General features: G+C 36.8%; 11 protein-coding genes. 1 reads left to right on the forward strand and 10 read right to left on the reverse strand.

Translation table 11 applies throughout. From position 1 onward, the window contains the following. The 4 genes from H5115_RS19410 to H5115_RS19425 all read right to left on the reverse strand — a co-directional run. Window positions 1-2,366: FimV/HubP family polar landmark protein (locus tag H5115_RS19410; protein WP_310736293.1), on the reverse strand; the 2,366-nt coding region annotated here is incomplete at its 3' end. Between the two features lie 354 nt (window positions 2,367-2,720). Beyond that, on the reverse strand, window positions 2,721-3,737 hold the full coding sequence (locus tag H5115_RS19415) for an aspartate-semialdehyde dehydrogenase (protein ID WP_024594855.1): 1,017 nt from the start codon (window positions 3,735-3,737) through the stop codon (window positions 2,721-2,723). A gap of 48 nt (window positions 3,738-3,785) precedes the next feature. Beyond that, window positions 3,786-4,907 (reverse strand): 4-phosphoerythronate dehydrogenase, encoded by a 1,122-nt coding sequence (locus tag H5115_RS19420; protein ID WP_182673111.1) that lies wholly within the window; start codon window positions 4,905-4,907, stop codon window positions 3,786-3,788. A gap of 265 nt (window positions 4,908-5,172) precedes the next feature. Further along, window positions 5,173-7,395, reverse strand: coding sequence for a TonB-dependent receptor (locus H5115_RS19425; RefSeq protein WP_182756890.1), 2,223 nt, complete (start codon window positions 7,393-7,395; stop codon window positions 5,173-5,175). Between the two features lie 409 nt (window positions 7,396-7,804). Here H5115_RS19425 and H5115_RS19430 point away from each other — a divergent pair, with 409 nt between their 5' ends. Next, on the forward strand, window positions 7,805-8,395 hold the full coding sequence (locus H5115_RS19430; protein WP_033022035.1) for a LuxR C-terminal-related transcriptional regulator: 591 nt from the start codon (window positions 7,805-7,807) through the stop codon (window positions 8,393-8,395). Here the strand turns inward: H5115_RS19430 and H5115_RS19435 are convergent. From H5115_RS19435 to H5115_RS19460, 6 genes are read right to left on the reverse strand one after another with little or no spacing between them, the layout of a single operon-like run. Continuing rightward, the gene (locus H5115_RS19435) at window positions 8,385-9,236 is read right to left on the reverse strand and encodes a hypothetical protein (RefSeq protein WP_182756892.1); all 852 of its coding nucleotides are present in this window, start codon (window positions 9,234-9,236) and stop codon (window positions 8,385-8,387) included. The two genes, H5115_RS19430 and H5115_RS19435, sit on opposite strands and share 11 nt — an antisense overlap. Further along, window positions 9,226-11,634 (reverse strand): fimbria/pilus outer membrane usher protein, encoded by a 2,409-nt coding sequence (locus H5115_RS19440; protein ID WP_182756894.1) that lies wholly within the window; start codon window positions 11,632-11,634, stop codon window positions 9,226-9,228. The genes H5115_RS19435 and H5115_RS19440 overlap by 11 nt, the downstream gene beginning before the upstream one ends. Window positions 11,635-11,636: 2 nt before the next feature. Then, entirely contained in the window at window positions 11,637-12,311 is a 675-nt protein-coding gene (locus H5115_RS19445) for a hypothetical protein (protein ID WP_259396450.1), read from the reverse strand. Between the two features lie 41 nt (window positions 12,312-12,352). Further along, window positions 12,353-13,051 carry a molecular chaperone gene (locus H5115_RS19450; protein WP_182673106.1) on the reverse strand — a complete coding sequence of 233 codons (699 nt, stop codon included), beginning with the start codon at window positions 13,049-13,051 and terminating at the stop codon, window positions 12,353-12,355. Window positions 13,052-13,107: 56 nt separating this feature from the next. Next, window positions 13,108-13,584, reverse strand: coding sequence for a hypothetical protein (locus H5115_RS19455; RefSeq protein WP_182673105.1), 477 nt, complete (start codon window positions 13,582-13,584; stop codon window positions 13,108-13,110). A gap of 52 nt (window positions 13,585-13,636) precedes the next feature. Further along, complete coding sequence (locus H5115_RS19460) at window positions 13,637-14,107, reverse strand: hypothetical protein (RefSeq protein ID WP_182673104.1); 471 nt, start codon at window positions 14,105-14,107, stop codon at window positions 13,637-13,639. Window positions 14,108-14,454: the final 347 nt, after the last annotated feature.

Below are 14,454 nucleotides of genomic sequence, written 5' to 3' on the forward strand. Positions count from 1 at the left end.
GGCTCTTCTTCAAGCTCAGGATCTTCTACAAGCTCAGGCTCATCGTAAAGCTCAGGTTCTTCTATAAGCTCGGGCTCTTCTGCGAGTTCAGGCTCATCGTAAAGCGCAGGCTCTTCTACAAGCTCGGGTTCAGCTAAAAGCTCTGGTTCTTCTTCAAGCTCAGGCTCTTCATTTAATGATGAAGCAAGCGACTCAATATCATCAACATTTAATTCTTCTTGAGCATCTGCTAAATCCTCAACTGAGTCTGCCAATGCATTATCAATTTCTGAATCTCTTACATCTGAATTTTTTACTTCATCAACTAGGCTATCTATGTCGTCTAAATCAAAGCCATCGCTTTGTTCAACTAATGAATCATTTGCAGTATCAACTGCTGCCTCATCAATTAAGTTATCAATGTCGTCTAAATCAAAGTCGTCACTTTCCTCAACTAATGAATCATTTGCAGTATCAACTGCTGCCTCATCAATTAAGCTATCTATGTCGTCTAAATCAAAGTCGTCACTTTCCTCAACTAAAGAGTCATTCTCAGTATCAACCGCAGTCTCATCAATTAAGCTATCTATGTCGTCTAAATCAAAGTCGTCACTTTCCTCAACTAATGAATCATTTGCAGTATCAACTGCTGCTTCATCAATTAAGCTATCTATATCGTCTAAATCAAAGTCGTCACTTTCCTCAACTAATGAGTCATCTGCAGTATCAACTGCAGCCTCATCAATTAAGCTATCTATGTCGTCTAAATCAAAGTCGTCGCTTTCTTCTAGAAGTTCATCTTCGTCGAGTAACTCTGCATCAAGTGAGTCATCTACCACATCACTTTTTGGGTCATTCGCCTCATCAATTAAGCTATCTATATCGTCTAAATCAAAGTCGTCGCTTGTATCAAGTTCAGCTGAAGTGTTATGTGAGGTATCTAATTCTGTTGATGTTTGATCTAATAATTCATCTATATCAAAATTATCTTCATCTGCAAGCTCTTCACTTAAAGCCGCCATTTCATCATGAGATTCTAAGCTGTCATCCTCTAAAGCTTCGCTTGTTTGCGGTGCATCAAACTCAGGTAGACTATCGTCTTCATCAAACAAGCTATCTAAATCGTCATTAGTTAGGATTTCATCATTGTTAATTGAGTCATCAGATAAGTCTAAATCTATATCTTCAGCGTTTTCATCTGAAGGTTGATCAAACCCTTGCTGCATAAAAATATCGAGCTCATCATCGTCATCGGTATTTTCATCATCAAAAACAATGTCATCGCTTAGCAAGCTTTCGAGCTCATCCTGATCAAGTAAATTTTCGTCGCCAGAAAAATCATCTAAGCCGTCGTCTAAATCATCATTAGGCAACATATCACTTTCGAGACTATCATCTAATTGAACACTCAAGTCATCTAAAGGGTCAGGTACAATTGGATCGTCATTTAAGCTTGGGCCTAAATCATCATCGCCAGTATAAGTTGGGGTTTGTGGTAAAAAGTCATCATCGTTTTGCGGCTCTTCTTGATTACTTGCTCGTTTGCGTAAAAACATAACGATTGCAAAAATAATCAGTAACCCAGGAATAAACATTAACAAGCCCAGTACTATGGGATTTGAAAATAATGAGCCAAAATCAAATGACTCTTTTGGTATTACTTCTTGTTTTTTTTGTTGGGCAATAATCTCGTTTTGTTTAACAATGAGTTCTTTTAACTGATTTTGAATTTCGCTGTCTTGTCCTAATTGCAAACGTAAGTTTTCGAGCTCTTTAGATATTCCTGATAACTGTTTTTTAAGATTATTATTTTCAACTAAAATCTCTTCTACATTACTAACTGAGCTTTTAAACTGTTGTTGTAACTCAACAAGCTTAGTACCTTGCTCTGTTTTTATTTCATTTAATTCTTTCTGTATCTCTTTTTTAGCATCGTCTACATCAATTTTACGCGCTTGAGTTACTTTTGTTTGCGCTGAGTTAATTTCGCTTTGTGTAAGCGTGCCATTTTTTTTCTTTTCCCATAATGCATCATCTTGCTCAGAGCGTTGCTTTGCGAGCTGCGTATTTACAGCTTTTATTTCGGCTAAGGTAGGGATTTTTAAATAGGCACCATTTTGAATGTGATTAAGATTTTGTTCTAAAAATGAATCGGGATTTTTGTTATACAAAGCCTGCATAACTTGATAAATACTGACAGAATTGTCTGGGCGCACTTTAGCTGCTATACGCCAAAGCGTATCAGTTGGTTTAATTGGCCCAATTGATCGCCCTTGCGCACCATAGTCAACGCCTTTAGGCCCCTTTAATTGGGTACTGTCCTGAGAGTAAACTGGCGTTACTATCAATGCAGACGCTAATATAATAAGTGTAGCTAAACCGCGCATGCTGATCCTTTAATATTTAAATATTAATAAAACACCTAAAACTTAAGTGCATAAATATTGTTTATTATTGCTATTATCAGCCAAATGACTGACTCGCATTTATTATTACAATCTATTTTTATTGCAAGCTCTATTCCAATTACAAACTATAAACCAGTTAGAGCGTAATATCCATCGCAACACCTTGAAAATAAATGCCTTAAAACATCTTTATAAATAACAATTTATTGAGTGTTATCAATCAGTTTTTGTATTTTTAAAATTAAACGGCAAAAATTTGACAAGCTATATAAACAAAAAGCGGCAAACAACTACTGTTTACCGCTTCAAAAGCATGTTTAGCGCAATTAACTATTACATGTAATTGGCAATAAGCTCTTCTGCAATTTGAATGCTATTAGTTGCAGCACCTTTACGAGTGTTGTCACTTACAACCCACATGTTTAATCCATGTGGATGAGAAATATCAGCACGTAATCGACCTATATACACAGTATCGTTACCACTAGCGTCAGACACTGCTGTTGGGTAGTCACCTTCATCATCAATTAGCTCGACACCAGGCGCGTCTTTTAAAAGTTGTTTAACGTGTTCAAAGTCATAAGGCATGCGCGTTTCAATATTAATTGATTCTGAGTGCCCAAAAAATACGGGAACACGTACACACGTTGGGTTCACTGCAATAGTGGTATCACCCAAAATTTTATGAGTTTCGTTTACCATTTTCATTTCTTCGCGCGTATAGCCATTATCTTCAAAGCTATCAATTTGAGGAATAACGTTAAATGCAATTTGCTTTGGGAATACTTTATTATCCATAGGGCGTGCATTCATCAAATTAGCTGTTTGCTTTGCAAGTTCATCAACCGCGTCTTTACCTGCACCCGATACAGCTTGGTAAGTAGATACATTAATACGGTCTATTCCGTAAGCATCATAAATTGGTTTAAGTGCTAACATCATCTGAATAGTTGAACAGTTAGGGTTAGCAATAATATTACGATTTCTAAAATCAGCTAGGCTTGAAGCATTAACTTCTGGCACCACGAGTGGTATTTCAAAATCATTTCTAAAGTGCGATGTATTATCGATTACAATACAGCCGGCTTCAGCAGCAATAGGAGCATATTTTTCAGATACACTGCCACCAGCAGAAAACAAACCTATATGCGCTTGGCTAAAGTCAAAGCCTTCAACGTCAAGTACTTCAATGGTCTCACCACGAAACTTTATATCTTCACCTGCGCTGCGGCTGCTAGCAAGTAAAAAAAGCTGATCAACAGGAAACTTACGATCTGCTAGCGTTTCAATGATTTGACGGCCTACTAAACCAGTAGCGCCAAGTACGGCAACGTTATATTTTTGCGACATATTTCTTCCTCTATAAACGACATTAAAACAACATCGTTAGTTAAATAATTATTCAGCTATACTAAAGCCAAGCTGGCTAAGTGCTGCTAGTTGTGGGCTATCACCTTGTAGAAATAAGGTGCTAAATTCTCGCCTTATAGGATAGTTTTTACGTAAACTATCGAAGCCGTCGCTCTCTAGGCGACGAAGTAAAATTCCGTCATCGCGGCGAACGTCATAAATTAAATGCACTAAACGAGCAATATCTTGCTCATTAAGGCTTTGCGTAACAGTTGCATTTGTAACGGCTGGTGTTGGTAAAAAATCATCCAACGATTTAATCGCCTCAACACCTTTGAGCTGACACAGTTTTTGATACAACATTTGTGTACCACGAGCTTTCCCCTCAAGTGTATGCCCTGCAATGTGCACACTAGCGTAACGAACATGCTCTAGTAATTCAGTTAAAATATTGGGTTCTTTCTCCCATACATCAAGTACTAAATCTAAATCAGCCCCAGCTTCCATTACCTCAAGCAATGCTTGGTTATCAATTACATCGCCACGGCTTGCATTAATTAGCGTGGTTCCTGGCTTAAGTGCTTTTAAACGCTCTTTACCCATCATGTGCAGTGTTTTGTGCTCGCCACTTTTAACAAGGGGAACGTGAAAAGTAACAACATCTGATTGCGCTAATAACTCGTCAAGCGCTACATGTTCTTGTAGTAAGCCTTGTTCGTGCTTAATCGGATCGCACAGCAGTACAACTACGTTGAATGCTTTTAATTTTTGCGCCAAACATGTACCAATGTTTCCCATCCCTACAATACCAATTGTTTGACCACACAATGGACGCGCATTTTCTTGGCTTAATGCAAATAAGCTACTAATTACATATTCAGCTACAGCAACCGCATTACAACCAGGCGCACTTGTAAAAGCAATATTTCTGTCATGTAGTAATTGCGTATCAATATGGTCAATGCCGATTGTGGCAGTACCTACAAAGCTCAACTTGTTAGCTTGTACCAAAAGTTCATGATTAACATTTGTCACCGAACGAGTAAGAAGAACATCTACATCTATTAATTGTTCAGGCGTTAATTTACGACCATCAAAACGCTCAACCTCACCAAAGTCTGCAAAGTACTGCTCAACTAAAGGCATATTTTGATCGGCAAGAATTTTCATTACAGAGTCCGTTTGGCAATTAAGAGGCCCCATTGTAGCGAACAACCTAACCTTTACACAAACTAAAAAGGTGCATTATAGTTAATACAAACACTCAAAAATGGAGATGTGGATTGTTTTAAATCAGCAATTAAAATTAGGAATTTAAACGATGCAAATAATAACCTTACTATTGAATACACAAAGGCCGAATCACAGCATGATTCGGCCTTTATTATGCAAAATAAACTTCAATTACATTATATTTTATTTACTTGATTTTAGTTTATAGCTCAAAATCTTTTTTGAATTTCAAACCAAATTCACTTCGATCATTACTACGCATTACGCCAACAAAACCTGATTGTTGTAGACGACCAACATCGTAAACTTCGTTTAGAACGTTTTCACCATACAGTGTAATTTCCATATCGCCATATGGATTAGTGTAGGAAATATTAAAACCAACTAGTTCACGAGAATCAATGGTCTCACTTTGGTTATAAACTGATTGCCCTTGCATTTCGCTTCGGTACGAATAGTTAGCATTAAATGCAAGTGTTGCGCCGCTCTCTAAATCCATAAAGTAAGAAGGTGCAACCATAACAGTCCAGCGTGGTGTAAGTGCAGGTGAATCGCCTTTACCTATACCTTGTACACCCTCAGCCACTTCTGTGATTTCAGAATCTAAATAACCAACTGCACTGCGAATAGTAAAGTCATCAGTAATAGCGACTGTTGTTTCAAGCTCAATACCTTGTGCTTTAGACTGGCCCGCATTTTCTACAATTGTTACAAAACCGCCACCTGCTGTTGGGTCTGAAAACGGTAATGCTAAATCAGTGTAATCAGTCACAAATACCGCAAGCATCATAGATACATTTTCGTGTACTTGGCCTTTTAGACCCATTTCGTAGTTAACCGCTTTCGTTTCGTCAAATGATACAAATTGGTCTGGTCCACCAAATGGGCGCGGTGGAAAACCACCTGTTTGGTAGCCTTTTTGAATCTGACCATACACATTCATATTATTGCTAAGCTGATAAGATGCATTTACATCCCACGTAACTGCATCAAAATCTGCACTTACATACTTACGAGTAGGAAATGATGGGAATATAGCATTTGCATCTTTTTCATCTTTTGAATAACGAAGGCCACCACCTACCGTTAAATCGTCAGTTAAATCGTAGCTTGCGTTAAAGTAGGCTGCGTAAGAATTAGTTTCTTGGTTAATTTCAAAATCGCCGTAACCACCAAATGATTCTGTTACTCCGTCATTCAATAAGCCATTGGGTGTATTAAATGGGCTGAATACAAATGGGCCTGAACGTGTAAAGCCATCTTCATTAAAAAAGTAAAGGCCTGACACAAAGTCCATATTATCAAATGTTGCATTTAGTTGAATTTCAAACGAGTACTGATCAGCTCCGCCCTCTTCTGGAAACTCAGATAAGTTTAAAGGTGATGCATCGTCATCTAGGCCACCTTCATACTCAGATGTACGGTAGCTTGAAATAAACTTAGTAGTATAAGTATCGTTAATTGCCCAATCAGCCGAGAACGATGTGCCCCAACCTGAGTAAGAAGTTGATTCAATACCTGCAACGGTTGTACCTAAATCATCAGGGTCTGATGGAATTAAATCTTGAGTCAATAATGGGAAGTCGCCATTAAACACATCGTTTGCATCTAGCGGGTCAGTTAATTCAATTGTGTAAGGCGATTGACCTGACTCGTTATCAACTCCATCTAAAGCAAAAGTGAATGCTAAATCGCTGTTCATTTGCCATTTAAGGGCTACACGACCACTGAATTCCTCTTCCTCACCAATTTCTTTCTCTGGATTTGCTAAATTAACAGCTTCACCAACACCATCACGTGTTTTGTAAGATGCACTCGCAGACATACTTACATCATCTGTTAGTGAGTTATTAAAATAAACATCACCAGCAATACGTCCACGACTTCCCAGCTTAGCTGAAGTAGTTACAATACCTTCATCACCAGGTTGCTTTGTAATTACATTTACAGCGCCACCTAATGTATTACGACCATATAAAGTACCTTGTGGACCACGAAGCACTTCAACACGCTCAACATTGGGTAATGATAAATTAGAACCCATTTGACGACCTAAATAAACGCCATCTAAGTATACGCCTACACCTGGATCAGTAGTTATTATGTGATCTTGCAGACCGATACCACGAATGAACACAGACGCATGTGCTGCATTACCAACACCGTAACGGGTGATGTTTAAGTTTGGAACATATTTACCAATATCTTCAAGATTACTCATATTGGCTTTATCAATTAAGTTCGCCCCAATTGATGTGATAGCGGTTGGAGATTCAAATAAGCTCTCTGTACGTTTACGAGCTGTGACTTCGATTTTTTCAAACGCGTCTTGTTTTGCGGTTGTTTTAGCTTCTTCAGCATTTACTGAAGTAGATAGTGCAGCGACAATTGCTAGGCTTAACTGTGAGAGTGTGCGTAGTTTCAAAATATTCTCCAAAGGATACCGTGTGATTTTTGTTATGCTTTTATATTGATAATATAAATTTTAGGCATAAAAAAAGACGCTAAATAGCATCTTTCCTCTGGACAGGTATTATATGACATTATTGTAAATAAATGTATAAAATTATTTAAATAAATTCATAGAAAATGACAGTAATTTAAGCATTGTTAGCTTTAGATGAATTATCATAAATAACCCCCTCTAATATTTACCTCACTAATGAATTGTTTTAAAACAAAAAATCTCATAAATACTACTTTAAAGAGCGCATAAAACATACTCATACATGTACTTTAGTGTATAAAAAAAGAGCTAAAACACATTCAGGTATTATTGAAATTAACTAAAAATAAGAATATAGTGCTAAAATGTAGTCTATGGATAGAATATTATGAATATTGAAAATACAGCCAATAAAAGCCCCACATGCTTCACCAGCCCAAATTACACGTCACTTTTTTGTGTTGCAGCTGACTTCAACGTCCTACTTGTTAATTATCAAGCTTTAAACGTCATTATCAACCATGAACTTATAAATCAGTTTATGCTAAAAAACGGTCATCAAGGTCTCGTTATTTTTGACGTGCCCAAAGACGGTGATGTTTTGGCATTAAAAGAGTGGCCTAATTTAAAAGGTTTGTTTTATGAAGGCACTGACGAAGTACTACTGCAGCAAGGATTAGAAGCAATAGAACAAGGAAAACTTTGGTTTCCACGTGCGGTAACTGATGGTTGGATGAGACAAATGCTAGCGAGTGAACAACAAACTGCGCTGCAATCAAATAACTTAACCTGCAAAGAAATGAAAGTATTAAACTTGTTATTTTCTGGCTTACATTCAAGCGCAATTGCAGACACTTTATTTATCAGTGAAGCTACAGTTCGTGTACATTTACACAAAGTGTATCAAAAAATAGCTGTAAAAAACAAGCAACAGGCATTACTTTGGTGCAAGAAAAACTTAAGTAAAATCAATAGTTAAGCGGGCTTATTTGAAACCTGATTGTATCTGAATACTCACCGGCAGCTTGCCTTTCGAAATCATTTAATTGAATTTTTAAAGGTAATAGATAAACGGTTTGTCCTGAGTATGTAAATTTATGTTGTGATAAGTTATCTAGTTGAAACCAACTTCCAGCCAGATCTAGACTGTAATTAATTGCATATTTGTCTCTATAGAGACTATGTATTAATTTCCCATTATTATCTGAACTTACAGACAATTGAACATCTGAATTAGTAACGACTTGTAAACTAGGTAACATAGTGTATTCCTTACTCGGAATTAGTTCTCCCAAATTGATAGTATTTGAAAATGTATTATACCCAAGTACAGAAAGACTTGTCCTAGGGGCAATATTTTCTTGAATACTATATTCTCGCTCATCTAATAACTTACTCCCCTGATCATATAATTTCATTTGGAGCCTATCTGAGTATATACCTGCTTTAATTGGTGTTCCTGACGGTAGGACTAATGTCAATATCGTCGAAGAATCAGTAAAGTTTAACTTTAAAGCTGATGTGCTGACTAACTTACTTTGTATACTCTGCATCTCGTAAGGAATACTTTGAAATTGCCCTTTTAGCTGAGCTTGATTCTCACTTGTTAGCACGAGTTCTAATTGACAGCTTTCATCATTAGTGACGCTTATCCGTAGCTCTTTCTTAGAGTCTACTTGCTGTAAGGCATGGTAGCTTTCAAAATCATCATAAATATGTTCAATCTTATCGAACCTAGCGGCGCATTGCGCATGAATTAAGGGCGTAAAAATAAAGAGTGCTAAACCACCCAATAATAAACTTACTTTTTTATTGTACATAAATAGCTCCTTTGCGCTGTAATTGCTCACCTTCAGATACTTGAATCGTAAAATGTGACTTTTCTGCATTCTTAAGTGTAATTTTATAATTACAGGCGGTTAAACCTGTTAATGCAAATCGTCCTTTTTTATTTGTAAAAAATGTATGCTCTTTTTGGCTGTTTTTATCGATACAAATTGCTGTACCAACTTGTAATGATAAGGGTTTTTTCTGTTGATCATACAAAGTCGCAATCACTGATATGTTTGCAGCAGTCCCTATTGTGATTGCATGACCTGTTCGATAAGGTGAGTAAAGGGTAATTATGCCAGAACCAATATCATACCCCGGCTCTAAGTTATCAATATCGACTGTAACGTTGGTTGAGGCATATGAACTAATATCGTTTAATAAAATAGTTTCGAAGTCTTCATTATCAGCCCTATAGTTATCCTCATATTGTCCCAAGGTGATCTTTTTTCCTCTAAGGCTAGAGTGGGGTTCTATCAAAGCAAAGCTATCGTATATGGGTTTCCCAACAGCCCAACTCTTATCTGCAAATGCTATGCTTGATGCCAAGCTTAATCGGCTCTGATGGTAAGCTGAGGCCTCATTAAACTGCTCGTAAAAACTCCCATGATCAAAGTTCATAACAAAACGATTCGCGTTATATTGAGTATTTAAATCAAAAACAGCTTCATTTTGATCATTTTTTTCAAGCCCAGCTCTTATATTCAAAGCTCCAACATAGCGCTGATTACTATCTTGAGAGAATTCTAAGCGTGTTTTATCCTGCCTAGATTGATGAGATAATTTAGCCCGCCGAGTATTAGAAAACTTATAAGTGACAGACAACCTTACATCCCATTGACTTTCTTCAGCGAGACCCTCCCATTGCCCACCTAAACTATATCTCCATTGGCTATTATCGATCTCACCAGAAAAACTAACTCCAACTGATTTATCAAATTGAGCTTCATCATATGACCTTGATAAACTTGTAAAAAAAGATGTTTGCGTATCCTCTCCCCAAAAAAAACTATAATTAGCCTGAATATAATGCTCTCTTAAGTGAGAACTAGATTGAGAATCAGGTCGATAGCCAAGACCTGTAAAATATCTTGATGAGTATTCATAACCCACCGTAATGTCAGTGTTATTATCACTATGATTTCTATAGTTACTATAAACAATGCGATAAGCATGACCTGTTTTTTCATTGAAACTTATCGCATTTTCAAACGCAATTTGTCCAACTGCAGCTGCATAAATATTTTTAAAACCAATCTGCTGAGAATACTCATCACCTTGTACTGCCGCACCGGCTGTCCAGCTAGGTGTAATGCCATAATCAAGATAAAAGCTAGCTAGTGGCTCGTCGTAATCATAATCTAGCTCACTACCTAAGCGTGAGGGAACGCCTAAATGAAACTCATACTCCAGTTGCCCTTGAGCAAAAAGATCTAAACCGGTTGTTACATCAAAATCAACAAAACGGACAACTCCTGCTATATCAGTAATCCTCAAAGTAATATTATTACTTCCTTCATTAAGGGGTATATCATCAAGAGAATAAATACCTGCGGCTAAATTAAGTTTTTGTACTATCCGCTCGCCAACTAATACCTCAACAGAGGATGGGCTCTCCAAGGTAAAACTACGTGAAGCGCTGGGCCTAATAGGCCTGTCAGAAACTAGCGAAAAATCATGTGAAAGCGACAAACCTAGTACCCGTGCTGTTGATTGAAAGTAACTACCTGAACTATAATTATCACCAATGGATATCCGAAGCCCACTAAGCGGTAGGTCATGTATTACACGAGTACCTAAGCGCCTAATATTTGATGAAGTAGGAGCTACTTCAGATAAATACTCCACTTCGTTTTCTAAAACCCACCCTTCCCAACTCACTGCCATTTCAGAGCGAATAGTTAAGAGGTCATCTGTTGTATTCTCGCCTTTATCTTGCTGATACAAATAACTTGAATAAGCATTAAAAAATCCACTCAGTTTAGCAGGTGCAGATGCTGTTAAATTCCTCGAATCTGATTTTAAACTTAGCTGTTGAGGGCGAGTCAGTGTAAGAGGTACTGATATTGCTAAGCTAAAATCACTCATATCGAATGAAATATTATATCCAAATAACTCTAATGCTTCTGTATCAATAATATTTTTATTAACCTTAGACTCTAAAGAATCAAAGTCCTCTGAAAATAAAAGTCGTTCAAACGAAACTTTAATTTCACTCCATTTAAGAGATAAATTATCATTTGGATCAACTGCAAGAGTTATTTTGCCAATAGCATTTTTATTCAGTTCTGCCTCAACGCTGAGTTCGATGGTTCTTTTAGACGGGTTAATTTTTGAATAACATAATTGAGTAAAGCTCAATAAAAATATGCATAATAAAACGCGCATAACTAGCGAGCCAGCACTAAACGTAAATGATTTAAGCTTCCTCTCTGTAACGATTGCGGAATTGGGACTTTTATAACACTGGTGCTATCAGGAGCAAAAAAAACATCGTATCCGTTTGCTTTTAATTGATCTTTTAAAATTCGATCGCTTAGAGTTTTATTTTTAGTAATTGTTATTTCATAATCACTTAATCGTCCTGCCCCTTTTCCTTCATTTAATACTTCAGTGACAATAAAGCCATCTTCAACGTGAGGCTCTTTTATAATCAGTTTAGGAACTAATCTAGGCTGGTCTAAATGAACAATTAAATTTACATTTAACAGCATTGTTAGTTGTGACTGTTTATCTATAGACTGGTTTACAATGGGCTGCTCAATCAAGCTAACTTGATAGCTTTTATCTGTACTAGGAAGTTTTTTATCTAACCATCTAAATTGCAACTGTTGGCTTTGCCCTGGTTGCAAAAATAGTGACGGAGGAAAAACCCACAATGGAGAATCATCTAAAGAAATTAATTTAGGCGTGCCTTGAGAAAAGTCAATTTCGTAAATTTGGATATCAAAAGCAATGTCTCTTGGTAATTGATTATGAACCAAGCTAGAAGCATTATTTGAACGACTATCAGGAGAGAAAGTAACCACCATAGGCGTTACTTCCACAGCAAAAACAGGTGTCATTACACTTACATATATAAAAAAGTAACTGCATATCCGCAGCATTAAAAATTGACCTCTAGATCACTGCTTGCTGCATTAAACCTTGTTGGAATTTTTATTGAAACCTCACGGCTAGATTTAGGTAATAAAATTTTTCCAGTCAATGCTTTACTCAATTCAGCCCCTTCTAATAATAGCTGTTGTTCATCACCTTTAATAAGCCACTGTGCCTGAGATAAACGGATATATTTATTACCAGTATTCTCTAGTAGTACACTCCATGTTTCTGTATCTACTTGACGTTTATTTTTAATTAATAATTTTGCCTCCGCACCTTTGGGAACAACATTAAACAAAGTTCTAAAGCTAACTGACATACCTACGCCTGATTGCCCCGCCTTTTCTAAATCAACAGATGCCTGATCAATGGCTACACGGTACGCTTTTGAGTTTTCTAATATTGGTTCCCCAATATATCGAACAATTACTGATTGACTTTGCCCAGACGGAATTATCGTAGTCATCGGAATAATTAAAAAGTCATCGTCGTTTGCTTTTAATGTTTCATCGCCATTAGGGTCAATTAGTAAATCAAACGCAGATATCTCAATAGTTAAAGGACTGTCTGAAGGGTTTGATATACGAATGGTTTGCTGTGATTGGCTACCTGAAGACTCTAGCTCCGCGACCATTGGTTTAACTTGAAAAGCCCCTGTAGAATATGAAGTTAACAACACTATAATTAGAAATATATAACGCATATAAAATCCCTCTTAATGAAGTAAAAGGCAGTAGCTACTGCCTTTTACTATGCTGCTTAGTTAGCTGTTATTGCCAACATAAGTGTATCAGCGTAAGTACCTGCATAAACTGGTGCTTGTGTTACAGTTAGTAATATATTTCCAGCTACGCCACCAGCGGCAAGGGTTGGTGAACCAGGACGACTTTGCGATTCTGACTGATCATTTTGGCCATTTTCAGCAGAAAGCGTAAAATCAAATGTATCTGCAGTTAACTTGGCAGTATAGCCGACACCACGATCTTCATGGTCAGCATTTTGTAAGTGCCCTTCAGATGTTGTTAATGACATTGTTGCACCATCAACATCATTACACTGCAAATCAAAGCCTACATTTTTAGTAGCACCTTCTGACAATGTTTGAAAGAATTGTGTAGTGTTAATGTTGCTCACCCCACAAACCGATGACACTGCGCCACCTACATTTAGATTTTCAGCAAATGCTGCGCCAGATGTTAGAGTTGCGATTGCTGATAACACGATTAACTTTTTCATTTTAATATTCCTTATCCATGTGACATATTTGTTTTAATTAATAGTTAGTGTTTTACCAAACTCCACCAGATACAACCGATGGTGTCATTTCTATGCGGAGCACATCCTGGTAACTACCTGCATAAATTAAAGGCTTATCTAGTTTTAGTTGTAATTTAGCTACGCTGTTAAATAGAATCTCATCAACATCAAAATTGTAGATAGATTTAAGTTCAAGTGCCGTTGCAGAAACTTCGCTTGAAACGCCCTCTATTGACCAATTCAGGTTATAAGCATTTATTTGAGTACTTTGCTGATGGCGCAGGCCACCATTTTCAGATTGCATTGATACTCGCATAGGTGAATTGCAATTAATCACTAGCTTTGTACTCGCGAGGCCATCTGAAGAAAAGTGAAGGTTATTATTTTGTGTAGTAAAGCCGCACACTGGTGAGATATAACCTACCAAAGTTAAACTTACTTCATCGTTACTGTATGCATTCATTGCAAAGAAACATAATAAAAACCATATTACCTTCTTCATCCGCGCCATCTCCTTTGACCGACCTCGCTAGGACAGGACTGATACTATGATAAATTTGCCGTTTAGAAAGTTGTTATTTGCTTATGACTAGCTTTACTTATTGATAATTTCAACTACGGGAGATATATAAAAATATAAACATTTAAACTAAATAGTTTACTCTAAATCTATAGAGTGGAAGATTAAAGGTTCTATGAAGCAACAAATACAATACTTACGACTTATCAGTTACCTTCAAAAGTTATAAGCAAAAATAAAAAAGTTACTACCCACATATTTAGAGACCCAAATCTGGCACTAAACATTTTTAAACATAAAATATTTGCATCTAATTTATAAAAAGAAAC

It is taken from the genome of Pseudoalteromonas sp. SR44-2 (assembly GCF_014163745.1).
Taxonomy (GTDB): Bacteria; Pseudomonadota; Gammaproteobacteria; order Enterobacterales; family Alteromonadaceae; genus Pseudoalteromonas; species Pseudoalteromonas distincta.